Below are 24,274 nucleotides of genomic sequence, written 5' to 3'. Positions count from 1 at the left end.
GTGTATGTTTCATAGACGGACATTGTTATTTCGAAGCAGGTGTTACGTCCATATTTTTAGGTAATACAAGGTTTAATATAATAGAGACTATAAATACAACAGCTACGCAGTTTTCAGCAAATACAGTTTCTACAATCTTTGGAAAAATAGAAAAGATTTCAGGTACCTGTGTGAAACCGATTCCAATACTTAATGAAAGTGCAGCAATTGTGATATTTCTCTGTGTATATCCGCATTTTCCTATCATCTGTAAGCCGCTTACGACAATGTTACCGAACATCATAAGTGTACAACCACCAAGAACTGCATCAGGAAGAGTTGCGAGCAACGAACCAAAGAATGGGAAGATGCCTGCGAGCAGCATTATAACAGCACCGGCAGCGATTGCAAATCTGTTGACAACCTTAGTCATAGCTACCAGACCGACATTCTGGCTGAATGAAGTAATTGGCAGGCAACCCAATATTGATGATAATGCACTTATAAAACCATCACAGGCAATAGAGCCGGATGTTTCTTTAAGAGTCACATCTCGATTTAATCCTGAAGCAGCTAATGCAGATGTATCACCGATAGTTTCCGTTGCAGATACTAAGAAGATTAATGTAACGGAAATAATTGCATTAATATTGAATTCAGGTTTGAAAGGCATAATTGATGGTAATGCAATAAACGAAGTATTCTGTAATGCAGAAAAATCAATCATACCCATACAGGCAGCAACGATATAGCCGACAATTAAACCGAATAATACCGAAAGCTGTTTTAAATAAGATTTAGCAAATATATTGAATACAATACAGCTTAATAAAGTAACTGTTCCAATAATCCAGTTCTTAGCTGAACCAAAATTCTCTGTACCTGAACCACCACCAAATGATGAGGCACCGACTGAAAGAAGTGAGAAACCAATAGCAGTTACAACGCTTGCCGCTACAATTGGTGCAATAAGTTTAATCCAATATTTGGCAAAAAGACCAAGTACACCCTCGATAATACCACCGACAAGAATTGCACCAACAATTGCGTTATAGCCATACGTAGGTCCGATGTAGCAGAAAACAGAAACAAATGTAAAACTGATACCCATAACAATTGGAAGTCCTGAACCAATACGCCATATAGGAAAAAGCTGTATGAGTGTACCTATTCCGGCAATTATCATTGCACTCTGAATAAGCATTGCAGTTTGTGAAGCTGACAGATTACAAGTACCTGCCACTATAAGAATAGGTGAAATATTAGCAACAAACATTGCTAATATATGTTGTAAGCCAAATGGTATAGCCTGAGTAACTGGAATTTTGCCATCAAGTTTATAGAGATTAGCTGTCGAAACAGTAGAATTTGTACTTTTCATTTATTTTCTTATCCTCTTTTAATATAGTATTACAGTAATATTACAGATGTGATGTTGGGCAAAAGATTTTCTGACACCAAATTACTGTTCACGAAACTGTATTGTACCGTTTGCAGCATCCATACTTTCGACAATAGCAAGTGACTCTAACTGATAACCAAGATTTCTTATGATACGTCCACCTGACTGGAAGCCCTTTTCGATTGCGATACCGATGCCTTCAACTGTTCCACCGGCTTCATTTACAATAGAGATTAATCCCTGTAATGCACAGCCGTTCGCAAGAAAATCATCTATAATTAAGACTTTATCATCAGAATTTAAAAATTTCTTAGATACTATAACCTGATTCCTGCATTTATGAGTAAAAGATTCTACTTCAGCTATATACATCTCACCTTCGATATTTATGCTTTTTGATTTCTTTGCAAATACAACAGGAACATTGAAGTATTTAGCAACAACACAGGCAATACCTATACCTGATGCTTCGATAGTTAAGATTTTATTGATTGTTTTATCTGCAAAACGACGTTTAAACTCTTCGCCCATCTGTTCAAATAAGCTGATATCCATCTGGTGATTGAGAAAACTGTCAACTTTTAATACATTACCCTCTTTAACAATGCCGTCTTTAATAATTCGTTCTTCTAAAAAATTCATCTTTATCCTCTTTTCTACTACAATATATTAAGAATAGGTTAACAAATTTTATGGATTATGGCAACCAAAAGATAAGAAAAATTACTTATAAAAATTGGAAAGTCAATAATTTTTATATTTATATTTGCAAATTCACTTAATAAAGAAGATTTGATTGCAATATGTGTGTGAAGTTTAGGTTTATAACATAATATGTAGTATTTATATGGATTGACATTTTTAATTTACATAGTAAGATATAGAAGATAATAGAAAATGAAAAGTCAAATTAAAAGTATCAAACGTAATAATATATATGAAATACAAAAACCAATATTAGAAAACACAAAAATAAATGAAAAAACAAAATAAAACGATAAAATAAAGTGATAAAAATGGAGATGAAATAATGTTAATCAGATTAATAGAAGATAAAGATAAAGAAGAAGTTCTAGAGATGATGAAAGTGTTTTACGCATCACCTGCTGTTTTACATAAAGCTTCTGAGGAAATATTGAAGAAGGACATAGACGATTGTATTGGTAAATGTCCATTTATCGAGGGATATGTATTTGAATGTAATTCAGATAATATGAAGAGACATAATGAAGAAGATAAACTTGCAGGTTATGCTATGCTTGCAAAGAGTTATTCAACGGAATATGGCGGAATGTGTGTATGGATTGAGGATATATATATTAAAAATGAGTACAGGGGAATGGGTATAGGCTCTAAATTCTTTGAAAAATTACAGGATATGTACGGAGATGATTCAGTCAGATTCAGACTTGAGGTGGAACCGGAGAATGAAAGAGCAGTTGCAGTATATGAGAAATGTGGATATAAAAAGTTACCATATATGCAGATGACAAAGGAATTATAAAATATGATGGTGTGAAAAATACAGATTGATATCTGATTTTTTACACAGCTATTTGTGGTACCTGCGAAATGGAGATTATTATGAGTAAAATATACGAAGAGAAAAATGGTGAAAATGAAATTATAATAAGAACAGCTGCTTTAGATGATGCAAAAGTACTGTTAGATATTTACAGACCATATGTAGAAAAGACTGCAATAACATTTGAATATGATGTACCTGCAGTAGATGTATTTCGAAGCCGTATAGAGAAAACATTGAAGAAATATCCATATTTAGTTGCAGAAATTAATGGAGAAGTGACTGGATATGTTTATGCCAGTACATTTAAGGGAAGGGCAGCATACGACTGGGCGGTTGAGACAAGTGTGTATATCAAGGAAGATATGAGAAAAATGGGACTTGGTAAATTACTATATGCCCAGTTAGAGAAGATTTTGAAGAAACAGAATATTGTAAATCTTTATGCCTGCATCGCATATACGGAGGTTGAAGACGAATATTTAACAAATGCAAGTGTAAAATTCCATAAACATATGGGATATGAATGGATTGGCGAATTTCATAAATGTGGATATAAATTTAACAGATGGTATGATATGGTGTGGTTAGAGAAAATACTCGGAGAACATACTGATAACCAGCCGGCAGTCATTAAATTTGAAGATTTGGAAATTTAGATAAATAGATGACAAATATCCTATTCAATTTCAGAGAATCTTGTAAGTAGAGAGATAATAAAAAATAAGTAAGCAGAAGTGAAAGAAAATGAATAATAAATCAGAAAATAAACAAAATATAGTTCCAGAGGGTGAGTTATATGGTAAGGAGAAAATTGGGAAGATTTTACTAAAAATTGCACCACCCGTGATGCTCGCACAGTTAATTCAGGCATTGTATAATATTGTTGACAGCCTGTTTGTGGGAAAATATTCAGAAAGTGGTCTTACAGCATTATCAATAATTTATCCGATGCAGTTATTAATGATAGCTTTAGGTGTTGGAACGGGTGTGGGTATTAATACAAATATGGCTTATTATCTTGGAATAAAGAAGAAAGGTAAGGCTGACGAAAACGCAGGAATCGGAACTCCGTTAGCACTTGTACTATGGATATTATTTGCGGTAATATGCTTTTTTATTATGCCGGTGTATGCGAAAATGTCTACAGATTCGAAAGAAGTCATAAGATATGTAGTGATATATGGGCGAATTGTGTGCGTGGCAAGTATAGGATTATTTCTTGAGAGCATATGGAGTAAAATTCTTCAGGCAAGAGGCGATATGAAAACACCTATGTATGCCCAGATTGCAGGAGCGATAACTAATATAATATTAGATCCTGTTTTGATTTTTGGAATGTTTGGTGTAAGAAAATGTGGTATCGCAGGTGCAGCAATTGCAACAGTGGCAGGACAGATAGTGGCAGCCGTAATTGTATTCAGAAAAGCATATCATAAACCACCACATATTTCTAAATTTCTTCCTGAAATCAAGAGAATATATATACTTGGAATACCTAATATATTAATGCAGTCAGCATATACATTTTACATATTGGGATTAAATCTTATTCTGGCAGGCTTTTCAGACCAGGCAGTGACCGCACTTGGATTATATTATAAATGGCAGACATTTTTCTTTATTCCATTAGGAGCATTGCAGACCTGCATAGTGCCTGTAATAAGCTACAATTATGCAGCAGGAAGCTTGGACAGGTGCAGAAAGACATTATTGACCTCTTTAATAGCAGGGGTATGCCTTATGGCAGTCGGAACATTGTGTTTTGAAACCATTCCGTCACAGATGCTTTCTGTATTCACAAGCGATAAAACAGTAATAGAAATAGGAACAATAGGCTTAAGATTTATAGGTTTTAGCTTTATTCCGATGGTAACTTCATTAATATTTCCAGTATTCTTTCAGGCGATAGGCCGTGCAGTAAAAAGTTCAGTATTAACAATAGTAAGAACTGTCGTATTATTTGTTCCATTAGGCTATATATTCTCAAGATTTGGACTTAATAAATTCTGGCTTACGTTCATAATTACCGAATTACTTACGTCTTCACTAGGCATATACTTTTATAAAGACTTCTTACGCAAAACTATAAAAGAAAAATAATTTATAATGCAGATTTCGCACATATAAGGATTCGTTTAGAAACTACCGGTGAATGACTTTGCATATATAAATATTAGAACTCGTGTTTCAAATTGCTAATTTGTCGATATTATCTTTTTGCTCTTTTGATTATTTGTGTTCATTCAATATCCAGACATTTAAACCGAGGTATCCGTCTATGACACACGCTCGATTTATGCCGTATCGTGTGGGCATTTACACCCACTAGATTAAGAAATATGAGAGAGTGTGTCATAGACGGACACCTCGGCTTAATGTCTGTATCGTGAATGTACACAAACTTTGAGCAAAAAGATAACATCTGACAAATTTACGCAATTCTTACAATGAGTTCTAATATTTATATATGTCAAATTCATTCTACAGCAGTAAATAAAAACGAGTCCTTATATGTGCGAAGTCTGCTTATATAAATTATTTTTTATTTTATGCAATCAAAAGAAGTCTTAAAACGTATACATAGTGAAAGACAAAACACATACATTCGCGAATAATAATATGAACTGATAGTATCAGGTGGTGTTTTGCAAATAATTTACAGTTTTATCTGACTGCAAGATGGAATGGATTGGAGAATATTGTTTTGATATTGATGAGACTTTCATAGAGATTATGAAATTACCACCTAAATATAAAACTGTTATTTATATGTACTATTATGAAGAATATTCTACCCGGGAGATAAGTGAAATATTGAAGAAAAATAAATCAACAGTATGTAGTCTGCTTAAACGTGGCAGAGAGATTTTAAAAGAAAGACTGGGTGAGAATAATGAAGAATAGTAATGATAGATTAAAAGCAAAAATAAAAGATTCATATTCCAAAATTGCAGTTGATAATAGCAAAACAGAAAGAATGTTAGGTGATATTATGGCAGCAGTAAAGGATAAGAAAGAGAAGAAAAAAAGTGTATTTTTCATCGGAGTTGTATGTGTACAGATGGCGGCAATAGTTATTTTATTAACCGTTGTGATCAAGAATGGAACTAAGTTAGGTGATGAACCCCAGACTACTAAGAGGGTGGCAACAAAATTTGATACTGTTAATGAATCAAATGATAAAGAAACAGACAGTAAAAATACAAGTACCACTGAGAATATAACATCTGAGGAGATGACTAAGAATACTAATACAAATAATAACGATATTCCACAGGATATAATTAAAAATATAATAGAAGAGACAGTATATAATAATAATTTCCTATGGTTATATAGAAATGAAGTATCTGCGGAAAAAGGAACTAACCTTACTAATGCCGATAAACTATGGTATATACTTAACCTTGTAGGTAATGGTGAAAAAATTGACATATTTAGTGAACCGGAAATAAGTGGAGAACTTATAAGAAATTACTTCCAGAAGAGTTGTATAAGCAGCAGCGGGCTTGAACTTACGGATATCGGATATTATGGCAGCAGTGATATTATCTATAATTACGATAAGAAAAGTGATACATTTATTTATAATGAAGATTTTAAAGCCAGAGGTGTATCATTAGCAGTACCGGCATATTATAAACTTGACAGCCTTAGACAAAGTGATAACCAATATGTGGCAGATATTACAATTCTATATGTTGGTGATATGGTATCAGATTTTGAAAATGAATGGGCTAAATGCAGATTATATTTTACTTATAATAATGCATTAGAAGACAGAAATGGCATAAATATGTATGGAACATTCAAAGGTTCGGGATATCCGCAGAATCAGGAAGCATATTTCGATTATATAGCAAATAAGGGTATGTCAGAAAATATGAATGTTACAACCCATAAATTAGTATTTAGAGTATCGGATGGTGGAAATATTGTTGTATCAGAATTCTATTCGGTAACACAATAGAATTAATCCTAGCCAGTTAAACACAATGATGTTATAATGACGGAAAAGAGTTTACTGTAAACGAGGATAAAGATGGTTTTTAGCAGTTTAATATTTCTATTTAGATTTTTACCTTTAATATTACTGATTTATTATATAGTACCAGGAAAATTTAAGAATATGGTTTTATTATCAGGAAGCCTTGTATTCTATGCTTGGAGCGAGCCAAAGTATGTTCTTATAATGATTTTCTCGACACTTGTAAATTACATTTTCGGAATATTAATAGAAGATTTTAAGAAAAAAGATAAGATTTCTGCATCAAAATATATGGTTGTGGCATCAGTTATTGTTAATCTGTCGGTGCTTGGCTTCTTTAAATATGCAGATTTACTTATTAACACAGCAAATAAATTAACAGGAAGTGGGTTTCAGTTACTTGAAATTGCACTTCCTGTTGGCGTGTCTTTTTATACATTTCAGACAATGTCATATACGATTGATGTATACAGGGGAAATGTTGCAGCCCAGAGAAATATTATTACATTTGGAACATATGTAACAATGTTTCCACAATTGATAGCAGGACCGATTGTTAAATATAAAAGTGTTGCAGACGAGCTTAATAACCGCAAGGGAAATATTGATACATTTGCAGATGGAATAGGGCGTTTTATAACCGGATTAGGTAAGAAAGTGTTATTAGCTAATAACATTGGTAATCTGTGGGACACAATAAAGGCTGTTAATCCGGAAAATATGTCGGTGTTATCTGCATGGCTTGGAATTATCGCATTTACATTCCAGATATATTTCGATTTCTCAGGATATTCAGATATGGCAATCGGGTTAGGTAAGATGTTTGGTTTTAATTTTGAGGAGAATTTCAATTATCCGTATATTTCTAAAAGTGTTACGGAATTCTTTAGAAGATGGCACATTTCACTTGGCACATGGTTCAGGGAATATGTCTATATTCCGCTTGGAGGAAACCGTTGCTCTACATATAAACATATCCGTAATATTTTGGTGGTGTGGATACTTACAGGCTTGTGGCATGGTGCAAGTTATAATTTCATGTTGTGGGGATTATATTATGGTGTAATTCTTATCCTAGAGAAGATATTTCTTAAGAAATACATAGACAGACTTCCAGCATTTATACAGCATATATACACTTTACTTATTATAATTACAGGCTGGGTAATTTTCTCGTTTGAAGATATGGGACAGTTAGGAAGATATCTTAAAACAATGTTTAATGTTACAGGCGGAAAAATCTATGATGACCAGTCAATTTATCTGTTATATACACACGTAGTTTTATTGATTATATTAATAGTGGCATCGACACCTGCTGCTAAGAAATTAGTAAACAGGCTGTTTGAAATTATAAAGAGTGAGGCAGTTAAAACAGTCCTTGCAAATGTTTTCTATGTTGTTGTATTTGCAATGGTAATAGCTTATCTTGTTGATTCAAGCTATAATCCATTTCTGTATTTCAGATTTTGAATAAGGATAGCGTGAAAAATGAAGAAATTAAAAGGAAGCATAAGAAGTAAAGTTACAGTTACAATATTTTTATTAATTTTATCAGGAATGTCAGTATTTGGCTTTGCGGCAGGTGATGAAAGATATTCAGAAAAAGAGAACCGTTATCTTGCGATAAAGCCTGATTTAGACAGCGGGAATCTGTTAAATGGCAAATATCAGGAGGATTACGAAACGTATCTTGCGGATAAGACCATATTTAGAAATAAATGGATAGAATTAAAGACGTATATCGAGCTTGCAAGCCTTAAAAAGGACGTAAATGGAGTGTATTTTGGTAAAGATAATTATCTGATAGCAAGACAGGATAAAGATAAGTTCGAAACGGAAAATGCGGATAAAAACTGTGAATATTTAGAAGAATTTGTGGATAATTACAAGAAAAATACCGATATATGTGTAATGTTAGTTCCAAATACTTCGGAGATTTTAAAGAAAAAGCTTCCAAAGTATGCATATAATTTCAACGAAACTAGGTATATTAATGACATTTACAAGGAAATCGGAGAGGATAATACAGTAGATGTAAATCAGATGCTTAAGGCTCATAAAGACGAATATCTGTATTATAAGACAGACCATCATTGGACAACACTTGGAGCATATTATGCATTTACGGAGTATGCGGATAAAACAGGAATTAATATAGAAAAATATATGACTAAATTAGTAACGGATAAATTTTACGGAACAATGAGTTCAAAGGCGAATTTAGAGATTGAAGCTGATAAGGTATACATCTATGAGCCGGATAAGGAAGAAGAGGTATCAGTGCGTTATAATAATTCTACAGAACTTAAAGATAGTCTGTATGAAATGTCAGCACTTGATAAGAAAGATAAATACAGTATATTTCTTGGGGGCAATAATCCATTAGTACAAATCACTACTAATGCTGAGAATGACAGAAAGGTTCTGGTTATAAAAGATTCATTTGCACATTGCTTTATTCCATTTATGATTAGTGGGTTTAGTAAGATAGATGTAGTTGACTTGCGATATTATAATGAGAGTATTAGAAAGATGATAGAAGAAGGTGGTTATACAGATATTCTGGTGCTGTATAATGTTGGAAATTTTGTAGAAGATAAAAATATATATAAGTTGGTGAATTGATATTGGAGAAAAGAATGCAGAAAATTTTTATTATAGAAGATGACAGTATAATTGCATCATCGGTTGAGAAGTATCTGAATGGTTTTGGATATGAGACAAGACATGTAAGAAAATTTGATAATATAGTGAATGAATTTGCGGAATATAATCCGCATCTGGTATTAATGGATATTTCCCTGCCTTATTATAATGGTTTCTATTGGTGCAGTGAGATAAGGAAGATTTCTAAAGTACCGATTATATTTGTTTCATCAAGTTCTGATAATATGAATATAGTTATGGCGATAAATATGGGTGGAGATGATTTTATTGCAAAGCCTTTTGAATTATCGCTTCTGTTAGCGAAGATTCAGGCAATGCTTAGAAGAACCTATGACTTCGCTTCACAGACTAATCTTATAGAGCATAATGGACTTATATTAGATATGGGAAATGCGACTGCTACATATAATGGTAATGCAATCGAACTTACCAGAAATGAATTTAAGATATTAAAAATTCTTATGGATAACAAGGGCAAAACTGTAAGCCGAGAAGATATAATGACTGTATTATGGGAATCAGACAGTTATGTTGATGATAATACATTGACGGTTAATGTGACCAGATTAAGAAAGAAATTAGAAAATGCAGGTTTAGAAGGATTGATTGAAACGAAAAAAGGAATGGGCTACTATATAGCGAATGGAGAGTAGTATGTTATATAAATATCTGAAACAGAATATTAAAATGATAAGTCTGTATATAACTATAATGATTTTAAATGCTGTTATCTTATATTTCGAAAATGTTGATAAAACAGCAATAATGTATTCGACAAGTGTAATTCTGTATATTGGAATTGTGGTTGTATTATTTGGTATGTTCAGATTCTATAAGAAAAGCAAAGTATTAGAGAGAAAATCAATTCCTAAGAAGTTAACTCCGATAGAAGAAGCATATGTGGATATTATTAATGAAAAGGTAGAAGAGATAGAAAAGCTTAAGTCGGAAAATGGCATAAAGCGTAAAGAGATGATGGAATTCTATACAATGTGGCTTCATCAGGTCAAGACACCGATAGTAGCACTTAATTTTCTGTTACAGGAGGATGAAGTTAAGGAGTCAGCTAACCATAAGGAATTAGAGAACGAATTATTTAAGATAGAACAATACGTGGAAATGGTTTTGTCATATCTTAGAATGGAAAGTGACAGTACGGATTATGATTTTGAAAAATATTGCTTAGAGGACATAGTAAAGCAGTCTGTAAGAAAATATGCAAGGCAATTTATCAGAAAGAAGATAAATGTAGAACTTAACAATCTTGATATGGAAATAATAACAGATAAGAAATGGTTGTTATTTGTAATCGGACAGGTGTTATCAAATGCGCTTAAGTACACGAATGAGGGAAAGATAAAGATATACACGGATGTTCATGAAAGGCTTGTAATTGAAGATAGCGGAATAGGGATAGCTAAGGAAGATTTGCCAAGAATATTTGAAAATGGTTTTACGGGCTATAATGGAAGAATCGAGATGAAGTCGACAGGAATCGGATTATATCTGTGTAAAAATGTGATGAAAAATATTGGCGGAGACATAACAGCAGACTCAGAGATACATAAGGGAACAAAGATTTTCATAAACCTTACGAAAATGTAAGGTTTATTTTTGTATTGTAAGTCAAATCTATGGAAACAATAAAGAAATTTAATTATACTCTTATCTGTAATCAGGTAATATATTCTAGTAGAAATGAGGATTAAAATGAATAAAGCAATTTTAGAAGTAAAAAATTTAAAGAAAATATACACAACAAGGTTCGGTGGCAATAAAGTCCAGGCATTAAGTAATGTTACATTTTCAGTTGATGAGGGTGAGTACGTTGCGATAATGGGTGAAAGTGGTTCGGGTAAAACGACATTATTAAATATTTTAGCTGCACTTGATAAAGCAAGTGACGGAGAAGTCTTATTAGACGGAAAAAATATTATGACACTTAAAGATAAAGAGCCTTCAGACGTGATAATCTGGGGTTCGTATTTCAGGACTTCAATTTAATGGATACATTTTCACTAAAAGATAATATTTTTCTTCCATTAGTATTATCGGGCTGCAAATATGATGAAATGCAGTCAAGACTTGAGCCGATAGCTAAAAAGTTAGGGATAAGTGATATTTTAGATAAATATCCATATGAGGTATCAGGTGGACAGAAGCAGAGAGCGGCAGTGGCAAGAGCATTGATAACAAGACCAAGACTCATACTTGCAGATGAACCAACCGGAGCATTAGATTCTAAAGCAACAGATTCGCTTTTAAGATTATTTGATGATATTAATAATGATGGTCAGACAATTCTTATGGTTACACATTCGACCAAAGCAGCAAGCAGTGCGAAAAGAGTAATGTTTATTAAAGATGGTGAGGTGTATCATCAGTTATACAGAGGCACATTGAGCAGAGAAGAAATGTTTGCAAAGATTTCGGATACTCTTACAATGATTACTTCGCAGAAATAGACAGATATTATAATACAATTATTTAATTAATCATAAATGTGTAATGCAATTGCTTAAATATATACACATACAGAACTAAGAGATTGCATTGAAAATGGAGGAAAAATGAAGAAAACAGGTAAAAATAAAGCATTTTATCCAAGGCTTGCATTAGAAAATATCAGAAAAAACGGTAAATTTTATTATCCATATCTTATAACATGTATATTTACAATTGCAATGTTCTATATAATAAGTTTCTTATCGTTTAATACCGGACTTGACGTTATAAGAGGTGGAGAATCATTAAGAATTATTTTAAAGTTTGGAATGGGTGTTATCGGAATATTTTCATTTATATTTCTGATATATTCGAACAGCTTTTTGACAAAAAGAAGAAAAAGAGAATTTGGTATTTACAATATACTTGGCATGGAGAAGAAACACATTGCCAAAATAATGGTAATTGAAAATATATATACAACAATAGGAACATTGATTGCTGGAATCTTGAGTGGAATAGTATTTAGCAGATTGATGCTTATGATTCTTAGCAAAATGGTACGTTTTGATTCGAAAATTAAGTTTGACATAAGTGTAACAGGAATTTTAATTACTGTGGCAGTATTTGTAATGATATTTATGATAATTCTGATTGGAAATCTTATTGCAATCGGACGTTCTAAGACAATAGAGCTTCTTAGTGGAAGTAATGTTGGTGAAAAAGAGCCTAAAACTAAGTTACTAATAGCTATTTTAGGTGTGACGATGTTAGTTATCGGTTATTATCTTGCAATGACAACGGAATCGGCAACAGAGGCACTTAAGAGATTCTACATAGCAGTATTATTCGTAATTGTTGGAACATATTTTTTATTTATTGCAGGTAGTATAGCTATACTTAAGATGCTTAAGAATAATAAGAAGTTCTATTATAAGGTTAATAATTTTACGGCAGTATCAGGAATGATTTACAGAATGAAGAAGAATGCAACCGGTCTTGCAAGTATCTGTATTCTATCAACTATGGTATTAGTCGTTGTGTCAACTACGGTATCTATGTATGCTGGTGTTGAAGATGAGATGAAATACCGCTATCCAAATGATATTACTATTGAGAAAATATATAGATTTTCTGAAGTTGATAACATTGAAGGTATGGATGAATCCAATGAAGATTTCAGAGAAATAATATTGAATACAGTAGCTAAAACAGGGATCCAGGTAAAGCATTTCAGAGCATACGAAGAATGTACTATAACAACTACTTATGAAAATGGTAAATATAATTATATCGGATATTATGGAAATGATGATACTCATGAGTTTCATGTCATATCAGCTAAGGATTATGAAAATCTTACCGGAGAAAAGATTGAACTTAATAGTGACGAAGTATACATATACAGCGCCGATAAGAAAGTAAAAGACGAGTTTACCATTGGTAATTATAGCTTTAAGGTAAAAGGACGAATCGCCAAATTCGATATGGAAGCTGATTATATGAGAAATATGCATTTGCTTGTAGTTAAAGATAGCGAAGTCCTAAGACAGATTTATCTTGATAAATGTGATAAGTTAGGAATTACGGCAGAGAATTCAGAAGATGAAGATGTAAAGCCTGTTTGTTATATGATGAAGATTGATTTTAATGCATCCGATGAAAAAATATCGGATTGTTATAATAAAATATTAGATGCCTGTGACAAATTGAACTATGATGTGATGTTTTCATGTCGTGCTTATGTAAAAGATGAATTCTATACAATGTATGGTGGCTTATTGTTCATTGGAATATTTTTAGGCATATTATTCTTAAGCATTACTGTACTGATTATCTATTATAAACAGATTACAGAGGGCTATGAGGATAAAGAAAGGTTCGACATAATGCAGAAAGTCGGAATGAGCCATTCAGAAGTGAAGAAGTCGATTAAAACCCAGGTGTTAATGGTATTTATGCTTCCGATTGTGGCAGCAACAATTCATGTAGCAGGAGCATTTAAAATGATAAAGAATATACTTATGACGTTAAATCTTAAAAATGATTCATTATTCATAAGATGTACACTTGGAACAATAGGAATATTTGTTATAGTCTATGCAGTGGTATATCTTCTTACATCTAAGGTATATTATAATATTGTAGAGAATAAAAAGTAGACATTGATATGTAAAAAACAGATATTGCAAAATAAAAAGTAGACATTGATGTGTAAAAAATAAATATTGCAAAACAAAAAGTAGACATTCAATCCGAAAAAGTAGATATTCAGAACAAAAAAGTAGACAAAAGTACAGTAAAAAGTGGTATAATTATCAGTATAAATGAGTTGTAGTTATTGTTGTAAAATGCAAGATTATGAAATGAGGTAGGCGAATATGGAAAGGGACCCATTTAAGGAGTATTTGAAAGAGTCTGAACCTGATAAGGTTAGTAAAGGATATGCGTGGAGTACGGCAATAGGACTTCAGGCAGTAGATGGACTACGACCATCTAAGTATCTGGTTGAAACTGCTATACAGAATATTGATGGTAAAATTACTGTTAGGGAAGCTAAGAATCTTATTGACAGCTATTATGAGGAAAGACCTGTGCATATGTCAGATGATGATAGGACCGAAGAAGCTGATAAGGTAGCATCACGTATTGCAGAGATATTGTCAGAAACCGCATTTTCGTTTTCACCAAATGAATATATCTCAATACATCGTAAATTATTTCAAGGAATTTATGACCACGCAGGCAGAATAAGAGATTACAATATTACTAAAAAAGAATGGGTTTTAGATGGAGCAACTGTTATGTATGGCAGCGCTTCAGAACTTCGTGCAACGCTTGAGTATGATTTTTCACAAGAGAGGAACTTTAGTTATAAAGGTCTTTCAATGAATGAGATTATTCATCATCTTGCAGTATTTATATCGAGATTATGGCAAATTCATATTTTCGGAGAGGGCAACACCAGGACAACAGCAGTATTTTTTATTAAATATCTGCGAACACTTGGCTTTTACACAACGAATGATATTTTTGCTGAAAATGCCTGGTATTTTAGAAATGCGCTTGTACGTGCTAATTATACAAATCTTCAAATAGGTATTCACGAAACAACAGAGTATCTTGAATTATTTCTAAGAAATATGCTCTTAAATGAGAAAAATGAACTTCATAATCGTAATTTGCACATAAGTGGTAAATTTGATAATGTGAGAACAGATATTGTTAAGGAAGATTTAGACATTGAAGATGAATGTGTATTTTCTGATAAATTAAGTAGTTTTTCAACTAAGACAATTGCTCATATTTATAAAATGTTCAATAAGTATGGATATAATGAAGTCTTTGGACGAAGTGCTGTCAGAGAACTATTAGAACTTAAAGATTCAAGTGTTTCTAAATTACTTTCTAAATTATTACAATCTGATATTATCGAAAATGTATCGGGTTATGGTAAAGGAAAATATAAATTCAAACGGAATGATTAAAAAGAATAACCTGTAATTTCGACACATATACTAGATACAAATGTATCAGGTGAAGTGACGAGTCACTGCGGAATGGAGCGGAATATGTGTGGAATTGCAGGTTTTGTGAATTATAGAAGAAATTATCTGTCAGACAGAGGTAAATATGAACATATCTTAATGAAAATGTGTCAGGTATTATACCATAGAGGTCCTGATGAAAGTGGGCGGGTGTTAAGAGAAAATTATGGACTTGCACATACACGATTGTCAATTATAGATTTAAAAAATGGTAAACAGCCAATGTCATTAAAAGTAGGCGGGAATACCTTTAGTATTGTATACAATGGAGAGATTTATAATACATCGGAGCTTCGAAATGACTTAATTAGTAAAGGCTGGAGTTTTGAGACCACTTCAGATACAGAAGTAATACTTGTGACATTTGCAGAGTATGGCAGTGATGCATTTAAAATGCTTAACGGAATATTTTCATTTATGGTAGTTAACGACAAGAGTAAAGAAACATATTTAGTAAGGGACCAGGTCGGGGTAAAACCGCTTTATTATAGCATTAGAGATGGAGAAGTAATTTTTGCTTCGGAGATAAAGGGCATATTTGAATATGAGGGTATCAGACCGGAGATAGATACAGAGGGACTTAATGAAGTGCTATCCTTAGGTCCCGCAAAAACCTATGGAAAAGGTGTGTTTAAGAATATTCTTGAAGTAAAGCCTGGACATTTTATAAGGATAAATAAAGAAGAGATACAGGAACATAAATATTGGGGATTAGAGGCAGAATATCATACCCTTTCATATGATGAAACAGTTGAGAAAACCCGTTTTCTTGTATCAGATTCCATAAAGAGACAGATGATTTCAGATGTTCCGATTGCCACATTTCTGTCGGGAGGAATCGACAGTAGCGTAGTCTCTGCAATATGTTCAGATGAATTAAAGAAAAGGGGAGGGGTGCTTGGAACATTTTCATTTGATTTCGTGGATAATGATAAATATTTTAAGGCAAATTCATTTCAACCATCGCAGGATAAACCATTTGTGAAAATAATGGTTGATTATATGCAGTCAGACCATCATTATCTGGAATGTAATAACAGTAATCTCTATGATAAACTCTATGAATCAGTTGATGTAAGAGACTTGCCGACTATGGCTGATGTAGATTCATCTATGTTGTATTTCTGTAGTCAGGTAAAACCTTATTATAAGGTGGTTCTGACAGGCGAATGTGCAGATGAGATATTTGGAGGATATCCATGGTTCCATAAGAAGGAATGTTTTGAAGCAGATACATTTCCATGGTCTATGGATATTACAGCAAGACAGAGTGTGTTAAAAGATGAAGTCATCAGAGAACTTCGAATGGACGAATATATAAGAAATGCCTATGAGAATACGATAAATGAGACTCCGGAATTAGATGATGAGGATAAAACTGAAACAAGACGAAGACAGATATCGTATCTTAATATTAAATGGTTTATGCAGACATTATTAGACCGAATGGACAGGGCGAGTATGTGTTCGGGACTTGAAGCGAGAGTTCCATTTGCAGACACCAGAATAATGCAGTTTATGTACAATGTTCCATGGAAGATGAAAAGCGAAAATGGTGTTGAAAAAAGTCTGCTTAGAAATGCAATGAAAGGACTTCTTCCTGACGAAGTATTATTTAGAAAAAAGAGTCCATATCCTAAGACATATGATCCGCATTACGAGAAACTTCTTGCAGGCAACCTGATAGAAGTAATCGAAGATACGTCATCACCTGTGAACCGATTGGTAGACAAAAATAAAGTATATGCATTCATTAATGAGAAGAAAGACTATGGAAAGCCATGGTATGGCCAGCTTATGGCAGGTCCGCAGATGCTTGCATATCTGTTGCAGATTAATTATTGGCTTAGAAAATTCAATTTGTAAGGTGCAAATTTACAGAAAGTATGGTAAACTGAAGTAATCAGAATTGTTGATAGTTAATAAATGTGATTGCAAAATAATAATTTTACGATTATTTTGCAATCATTTAAAGAAATGAATAGAAATATATATAGAAATGGAGAATGAAAATGGATATCAAAACACAGGCAGAAAAGATGAAGTTAGACAGCTCAAAGATGTCAGCTCTGACATTTGAAGATAGAAATAAAGCACTTATTGCGATAGCAGATGCTATTATGGCTAATAAAGAGAACATTAAAAAGGCAAATGAAACAGATTTAGAGAAAGCAAAAGAAGATGGAATTGCCGCACCTATATTAAAGAGATTAAAATTTAATGAAGATAAGATAAATGATGTGGTAAAAGGCATACGTGATTTGATTGCATTACCTGATCCGCTTGGCAAGGTACAGATGAAAAGAGAACTTGATACAGATTTATTATTAATCAGGGAATCATGTCCTATCGGAGTAATCGGAGTTATCTTTGAATCCAGACCTGATGCCATGGTACAGATTTCTACATTATGTATAAAGAGTGGTAACTGTGCGATATTAAAGGGCGGCAGCGAAGCTATGAATACGAATAAGATAGTATTTGATACAATATATAATGCGGCAATAGAAGCAGGTTTGCCAGAGAATTGTATGATGCAGGTAGAGGCAAGAGAAGAGATAAATGAATTGTTGGCCTGCCATGAGTCAGTAGATTTACTTATACCACGAGGTTCAAACGCATTTGTTCAGTATATAATGAGTAATACAAAGATTCCTGTAATGGGACATGCTGACGGTATCTGCCACATTTACGCAGACAAAAATCTTGATATAGATAAGGCAGTTAAAGTCATAATAGATTCTAAGACACAATATACAGCAGTATGTAATGCGACAGAAACACTGCTTGTACATAAGGACATAGTAAATGAACTTATGCCTAAGTTAAATGAAGCATTTAAGGCAAAATCAGTAGAAGTAAGAGGTACTGATGAAATCAGAAAAGTAATTGACTGTGAAGAAGCTACCGAAGAGGATTTTAAGACAGAATATCTCGATTTAATAATTTCTGTAAAAACAGTAAATGATATAGATGAAGCGATTAATCATATCAATAAATATGGTTCACATCATACAGACTGCATTATTACGGAAGATAATAAGGCAGCAGAGAAATTTATGCAGTATGTAGATTCGGCAGGAGTGTATCAGAATTGTTCGACTAGATTTGCGGATGGATACAGATATGGTTTTGGTGCAGAAGTCGGAATCAGTACAAGTAAATTACACGCAAGAGGTCCGGTAGGACTTGAGGGACTTTGTACTTATAAATACAAATTATTTGGAAATGGAAATGTTGTAGCTGATTATGCAGATGGAAAACGTAATTTTAAATTTAAGGATTTGATGTAATGAAAGAACATTTTAGAAAGGTATTTAACAGGATTTTTCTTACAGTTATAATTATTTTATTTCAGATCGCATGGTGGACATTACTTGTGATGAAGTTGATGAAATACTCAGATATTATCGAGGTGATTTCAGTAATATTAAGTCTTGCCATGGTCGTATATCTGATAAGTAAGGACGATAACCCCGAATATAGAATTATATGGATAGTTCTGATATTATTATCGCCATTATTCGGAGGCTTATTATACCTGTCATTTGGCGATAAGAAGCCATCTAAACGTTTAAGAAGAAAATTTAATCTGGCACATAATGAGCTTAAGAAATTTATGCCACAGGATAATGATACATTAGAACGTTTAGAAGAGATGAATATCAGAGCAGCACAGACATCAAAATATATAACTAACTATTCAGATTATCCGGTATGGACCAATACAGAGACTACTTACTATAAAGTGGGAGAGGAAATGTATGAGGACATGCTTGAGGAGTTAGAGAAAGCAGAGCATTTTATCTTTTTGGAATATTTTATTATTCAGGAGGGTAAGATGTGGGATTCAATCTTAGAGATTCTTGTACGAAAAGCTGCTATGGGTGTTGAAGTAAGAGTTATATATGATGATATTGGTTCTGTTGCAACATTACCACCACAATATGATTTATATTTAGAAAGCCTTGGAACAAATATACATTGTCTTGCATTTAATCCATTTGTACCGATTGCTTCACTGGTTATGAATAATCGTGACCACAGAAAAATAATGGTAATAGATGGTAAAGTTGCTTTTAATGGCGGAATCAATCTGTCAGATGAATATATCAATGAGAATTCAAGATTTGGACATTGGAAAGATACAGGAGTACGGATTAAAGGTGAAGCGGTATGGAATTTCACATTAATGTTTCTTGAAACGTGGCGTGCATATAGAAAAGATGACGAAGATATTATGAAATTCAAGACAGAGCCACTTAAGAAAGATGACAGACTGTCAAATGGTTTTGTGCAGCCATTCTGTGATACTCCGTTAGAGAATGAGCCAATAGCTGAAAATGTATATATAGAAATACTTAATCAGGCAGAAAGATATGTATATATTTACACACCATATCTGATTATAGATTATGAAATGTTAAATGCACTCTGTCTTGCAGTAAAAAGGGGCGTAGACGTAAGAATTGTCACACCGGGCATACCTGATAAGAAGATAATATACAGGCTTACAAGGTCAAACTATACACCACTTTTAAAGGCGGGTGTTAAAATCTATGAATACTTGCCAGGATTTATACATGCCAAAAGTTATGTATGTGATGATAAATTCGCTGTAGTCGGTTCAATTAATATGGATTATAGAAGTCTGTATCTACATTTTGAATGTGGAACATATATGTATAAGACTTCAGCAATACAGCCTTTAAAAGAAGATTGCTTAGAAACATTTGAAAAATCATATCAGGTAACTTTAGAGGATAGAAAGCAGAGAATTATTGGTAGAATCATTGATGCACTTTTACGAGTGTTGTCGCCATTGTTATAATGTATCACATATCTAAAATGCTTATTAAAAAAGTATAAAATGCATTGACTATAAAAATTCGCTATGCTATGATACGAAAGAATAAAAATATAATTTAATAACGTTTATAAAAGCGTGGAAAGGGCTGAGTGATATGAGGAACGAAGATAATAACAATTATTATTCGGACTATGATAACTCAAGCAGTAATCAGTATTCGAATAATAACAATAATAACACATATAATTATTCAGGCAACAATTACTCTAATGATAACAGATATAATTATTATGGAAATGATGGTGGATACAATAATAACAACTATAATAATTATAACAATAATTATAATAATAACTACAATGCAAGTAATTATTACGATGGAACAGTTTATGATTCAGCAGAGACACAGTCAAAGATTATGACAAGGTCGTTTATAATTGTATTAGCTGCATTATTAGTTACAGCAATTTCAGCATCATTAGTGTTAGTCAGCAAAAGTATTGAGGAAATGGTATTTTCCGGATTTACAGCCTGGCTTGTACTTGAGTTTGCGGTAGTAATGGGTTCGTCATTTGCAATTGCAAAGAGAAAGACAGTACTTGCAGCAGTGTTATTTGCAGCATATTCAGTAATTAATGGTCTGACATTATCAGTTATCTTTTATGCATATGATTTTGGTTCAATACAGGAAGTATTTTTACTTTGTGCTGGAATGTTTGCCGGAATGGCAGTAATTGGTGCAACAACACGTATTAACTTAACTAAGATGGGTTCAATCTTAATGATGGCTCTTTGGGGTGTTATACTTGTTACACTTGCTAATATATTTTTCATTCATAGTTCAGGCATTGATTTATTTATGGATTATGTCGGAGTAGCTATCTTTGTAGGCTTAACAGCATATGATACACAGAAGATGAAGAAACTTGCAAGTAGTGGTGAGATGTCAGATATGAATATTATTGCATTATATTGTGGTATGGAATTATATCTTGATTTCATTAACTTATTCTTAAGATTATTAAGTATATTTGGAAAACAGAAGAACTAATAGTATACAACCGGTTATAAAGTATAGAATATAAGTCTGGTATATGTAAGATTACAGATAATAACAGACATTTTATGGCAGAGGAGGAACTGCATATGCAGCTCCTCCTTACCTCTTAAAATGGTATATACGGAATGGAGATAGTGTGAAAGGATTGCGCCGATGCGCCAATCCTTTCGCACCGCTATTTGTTTCGCAGGCGTCACAAATAGCATTATCGCAGAGCAAAATCTTAAATTTTGCTCGCGATTCCTCCGACGTAAACGTCTGCGGAATGGAGTTTAGTGTGTTAAAAGTAATAGTTGCATTTTTGTTTATATCGATAGATATCGTTGTAAGTCCGGACAAGAAAGCAAATCTTGATTTATTACCTGATTTCATAGGATATGCGATATTGATATATCAATTTTTTAAATTATGGAAAGATAACAGTGAAAATGATTCACTTAAGGTGGCCGCGAAGCAGGGAATGATTACGGCAGTGATAACATTTGTGATATCATATGCTGCATATATTCTTGATATGTACGGAATATTATATAAGATTAATGCTAATATAATAGTGATGTTAAGTGCTATATTGGAATTGGCATTTTTACTTAATATATTTATGTTTATACAGAATCTTTCCGCATTACAGGGAAATGAAAGTAATTATCAGATTAAGAGGATGAATATGTTATGGAAGATAATGTTCTTATGCATATTATGTGAATACATTTCTATGCCGATAGAATCAGTAGCATTAACATTCTTTATATTTGAAAAAGCGATAATGGTTATATTTATTTGCTATATATTTACGTCTGATATGACATATAAGAAGAAATTAAAAGAAAAATCAGGAATGAAAAAGATTGAAAAATAGACGATTATCAAATAAAATATAAATTATAAATCATAATAAAATGAAAATATAAAGAACTATGGAAAGGAAGAACAAAATGAGAAAAAGATTCTTTGGTAAGAAACTTGCCACCAGTGCATTAGCACTTTTATTAGCAACATCGGTTGCACTATCAGGTTGTGGAAAGAGTAATAAGTCAGACAATACTAAGAAAAAACCAGCTAATGATAAGACAACTGAGAAGATTAAGATAGACGGAGAGGAAGTTCCGGCACAGTTACAGTCTACACTTAATGTAATTGATGATAAGAACAGAAACTTTTATGAAATCTTTGTTGGTTCATTCTGTGACAGTGATGGTGATGGAATGGGAGATATTCAGGGAATAATCAGTAAGCTCGATTATCTGAATGATGGTGACGATTCAACAGATACAGACCTTGGTATAAATGGTATATGGCTTATGCCAATATCTCCCTCACCATCATATCACAAATATGATATAACAGATTATTGCGATATTGATAAAGCATATGGTTCACTTGATGATTTCAAGCAGTTAATTGAAGAGTGTAATAAACGTGGAATTAAGGTTATCATTGACCTTGTAATGAACCATTCATCAATCGGACATCCTTGGTTCAAGGAAGCGAGAGAATACTTACAAAATCTTCCTGATGATAAAGAACCGGATGCATCAGAATGTAAATATGTTAATTATTATACCTTTAAAAAAGGCGAGCAGACTGGTAATTATTATCAGGCAGGAACTTCAGCATATTATTATGAGGGAGTATTCTCACAGCAGATGCCAGACTTAAATCTTGGTAATCCAGATGTGCGAAAAGAATTCGAAGATATTGCTAAATTCTGGTTAGACTTAGGTGCAGCAGGATTCAGATTAGATGGAGCAAAAGAGTATTATTCAGGTGAAACAGACAAGAATATAGAAGTATTAAGATGGTTTAATGGTTACGTTAAATCAGTAAAACCAGATGCATATATAGTAGCTGAAACATGGTGTGCAGACTATGCAAGATATGTTGAAAGCGGAATTGACAGTGCATTTGATTTTAGTTATTCAAGTTTTGATGGAAATATAAGTCTTGTAACACAGGGCGTTGATCCTGCTTATAATGGGAAATATTTTGCAACAGCACTTAAGAATACACAAGATACACTTGCGGGATATTCTAAAGATGCAATTTCAGCAACATTCGTTGGTAACCACGATTTAAACAGAGCTGCACATTATCTTGCATTTGATGAAAATAAGATTAAATTTGTACATGGTTTGTTAGGAATAATGAATGGCTGCACATACATTTACTATGGTGATGAAATCGGTATCGGTGGAACAGGTGCAGATGAGAATAAACGTTCACCAATGATATGGTCGTCAACAGATAAGACAGGCGAATGTAAAGGACCTATTAATATGGATAAGAATTATGTAATTAACAAATTTGCTTCTGTAGAAGAACAGGAGAAAGATGAGACATCAATTCTTTCATATGTTAAGCAGTCAGTAAAATTAAGAAATATTTTCCCAGAAATAGCAAGAGGAACAATTGAAATATTATCAGATGTTGAGGATGGGGATATATTCGCAGTTTCTAAGACATACAATGACAGTAAGATAATAATTCTTGCTAATACAGATAAAGAAGAAACAAAGACAGTAACTTTATCAAGAGAAAAAAATAATTACACATGTATTCAGGGAATGTTAACAGTTGGTGAAGACAAACCATATCAGGTAGAGGACACAATAGTTCTTCCACCATATTCAATAGTAATTCTTAAATAATGTGAATAAAATTAATGTTAATAAAGTCAGGATAAACTAATTTATTTGAACAAACTTAATGTGACAAATAGTCCAGGGGGATTATTTGTCACATTATTTTTAACTTACCAGGAAATTTCGTTGAAATTGTACTGGTAAGTAAAAAACGCTCCGCGAGGATTGCACTGCGGCGGGTTGCTATAGCAACCCGCCGCAG

At 32.8% G+C, this 24,274-nt stretch carries 19 protein-coding genes and 1 pseudogene; 18 read left to right on the top strand and 2 right to left on the bottom strand.

All coding sequences use genetic code 11. The annotated features are described in order from the left end of the window. Positions 1-25: 25 nt before the first annotated feature. Both OCV48_RS05220 and OCV48_RS05215 read right to left on the bottom strand, forming a co-directional pair. Complete coding sequence (locus tag OCV48_RS05220; protein ID WP_021982102.1) at positions 26-1,360, bottom strand: uracil-xanthine permease family protein; 1,335 nt, start codon at positions 1,358-1,360, stop codon at positions 26-28. 81 nt (positions 1,361-1,441) lie between these two features. After that, positions 1,442-2,023, bottom strand: a complete 582-nt coding sequence (locus OCV48_RS05215; RefSeq protein ID WP_021982103.1) for a xanthine phosphoribosyltransferase — start codon at positions 2,021-2,023, stop codon at positions 1,442-1,444. Positions 2,024-2,411: 388 nt separating this feature from the next. On the opposite strand from OCV48_RS05215, the gene OCV48_RS05210 reads away from it, so the two are divergent. The 18 genes and pseudogenes from OCV48_RS05210 to OCV48_RS05125 all read left to right on the top strand — a co-directional run bounded on the left by OCV48_RS05210 (position 2,412) and on the right by OCV48_RS05125 (position 24,078). Then, positions 2,412-2,885: a GNAT family N-acetyltransferase gene (locus OCV48_RS05210; RefSeq protein ID WP_021982104.1), complete on the top strand. Its 474-nt coding sequence runs from the start codon at positions 2,412-2,414 to the stop codon at positions 2,883-2,885. A gap of 80 nt (positions 2,886-2,965) precedes the next feature. After that, entirely contained in the window at positions 2,966-3,565 is a 600-nt protein-coding gene (locus OCV48_RS05205) for a GNAT family N-acetyltransferase (protein ID WP_147591326.1), read from the top strand. 88 nt (positions 3,566-3,653) lie between these two features. Further along, positions 3,654-5,009 (top strand): MATE family efflux transporter, encoded by a 1,356-nt coding sequence (locus OCV48_RS05200; RefSeq protein WP_147591325.1) that lies wholly within the window; start codon positions 3,654-3,656, stop codon positions 5,007-5,009. Between the two features lie 579 nt (positions 5,010-5,588). After that, positions 5,589-5,813 carry an RNA polymerase sigma factor gene (locus OCV48_RS05195; protein WP_021982107.1) on the top strand — a complete coding sequence of 75 codons (225 nt, stop codon included), beginning with the start codon at positions 5,589-5,591 and terminating at the stop codon, positions 5,811-5,813. Continuing rightward, positions 5,803-6,879, top strand: coding sequence for a hypothetical protein (locus OCV48_RS05190; RefSeq protein WP_147591324.1), 1,077 nt, complete (start codon positions 5,803-5,805; stop codon positions 6,877-6,879). The genes OCV48_RS05195 and OCV48_RS05190 overlap by 11 nt, the downstream gene beginning before the upstream one ends. Positions 6,880-6,951: 72 nt before the next feature. After that, a complete protein-coding gene (locus tag OCV48_RS05185; RefSeq protein ID WP_021982109.1) occupies positions 6,952-8,370 on the top strand; it encodes an MBOAT family O-acyltransferase in 1,419 nt (472 codons plus the stop codon). Positions 8,371-8,388: 18 nt separating this feature from the next. Continuing rightward, the gene (locus tag OCV48_RS05180; RefSeq protein WP_021982110.1) at positions 8,389-9,525 is read left to right on the top strand and encodes a DHHW family protein; all 1,137 of its coding nucleotides are present in this window, start codon (positions 8,389-8,391) and stop codon (positions 9,523-9,525) included. Positions 9,526-9,539: 14 nt separating this feature from the next. Further along, positions 9,540-10,220: a response regulator transcription factor gene (locus tag OCV48_RS05175; RefSeq protein ID WP_021982111.1), complete on the top strand. Its 681-nt coding sequence runs from the start codon at positions 9,540-9,542 to the stop codon at positions 10,218-10,220. A gap of 1 nt (position 10,221) precedes the next feature. Beyond that, positions 10,222-11,172 (top strand): sensor histidine kinase, encoded by a 951-nt coding sequence (locus tag OCV48_RS05170; RefSeq protein ID WP_021982112.1) that lies wholly within the window; start codon positions 10,222-10,224, stop codon positions 11,170-11,172. Positions 11,173-11,277: 105 nt separating this feature from the next. After that, a pseudogene (locus OCV48_RS05165) lies at positions 11,278-12,032 on the top strand (ABC transporter ATP-binding protein). 105 nt (positions 12,033-12,137) lie between these two features. Then, a complete protein-coding gene (locus OCV48_RS05160) occupies positions 12,138-14,174 on the top strand; it encodes an ABC transporter permease (protein ID WP_147591322.1) in 2,037 nt (678 codons plus the stop codon). Between the two features lie 219 nt (positions 14,175-14,393). Beyond that, positions 14,394-15,500, top strand: coding sequence for a Fic family protein (locus tag OCV48_RS05155; RefSeq protein ID WP_147591321.1), 1,107 nt, complete (start codon positions 14,394-14,396; stop codon positions 15,498-15,500). 84 nt (positions 15,501-15,584) lie between these two features. Next, complete coding sequence (gene asnB, locus OCV48_RS05150) at positions 15,585-17,426, top strand: asparagine synthase (glutamine-hydrolyzing) (protein WP_021982116.1); 1,842 nt, start codon at positions 15,585-15,587, stop codon at positions 17,424-17,426. A 146-nt stretch (positions 17,427-17,572) separates the two neighbouring features. Further along, on the top strand, positions 17,573-18,853 hold the full coding sequence (locus OCV48_RS05145) for a glutamate-5-semialdehyde dehydrogenase (protein WP_147591320.1): 1,281 nt from the start codon (positions 17,573-17,575) through the stop codon (positions 18,851-18,853). After that, a complete protein-coding gene (gene cls / locus OCV48_RS05140; RefSeq protein WP_147591319.1) occupies positions 18,853-20,391 on the top strand; it encodes a cardiolipin synthase in 1,539 nt (512 codons plus the stop codon). Before OCV48_RS05145 ends, cls begins: the two co-directional genes overlap by 1 nt. A 133-nt stretch (positions 20,392-20,524) precedes the next feature. Next, positions 20,525-21,421 (top strand): Bax inhibitor-1/YccA family protein, encoded by an 897-nt coding sequence (locus tag OCV48_RS05135; RefSeq protein WP_021982119.1) that lies wholly within the window; start codon positions 20,525-20,527, stop codon positions 21,419-21,421. A gap of 286 nt (positions 21,422-21,707) precedes the next feature. Next, the gene (locus tag OCV48_RS05130) at positions 21,708-22,289 is read left to right on the top strand and encodes a hypothetical protein (RefSeq protein ID WP_147591318.1); all 582 of its coding nucleotides are present in this window, start codon (positions 21,708-21,710) and stop codon (positions 22,287-22,289) included. A 76-nt stretch (positions 22,290-22,365) separates the two neighbouring features. Then, the gene (locus OCV48_RS05125) at positions 22,366-24,078 is read left to right on the top strand and encodes an alpha-amylase family glycosyl hydrolase (RefSeq protein ID WP_262559106.1); all 1,713 of its coding nucleotides are present in this window, start codon (positions 22,366-22,368) and stop codon (positions 24,076-24,078) included. Positions 24,079-24,274: the final 196 nt, after the last annotated feature.

This window comes from Bovifimicola ammoniilytica, assembly GCF_025567085.1.
In the GTDB taxonomy this organism is placed as follows: domain Bacteria; phylum Bacillota; class Clostridia; order Lachnospirales; family Lachnospiraceae; genus Bovifimicola; species Bovifimicola ammoniilytica.
The sequence above is the reverse complement of the archived record's forward strand: the minus strand, read 5'-3'. Positions and strand labels throughout refer to the sequence as shown.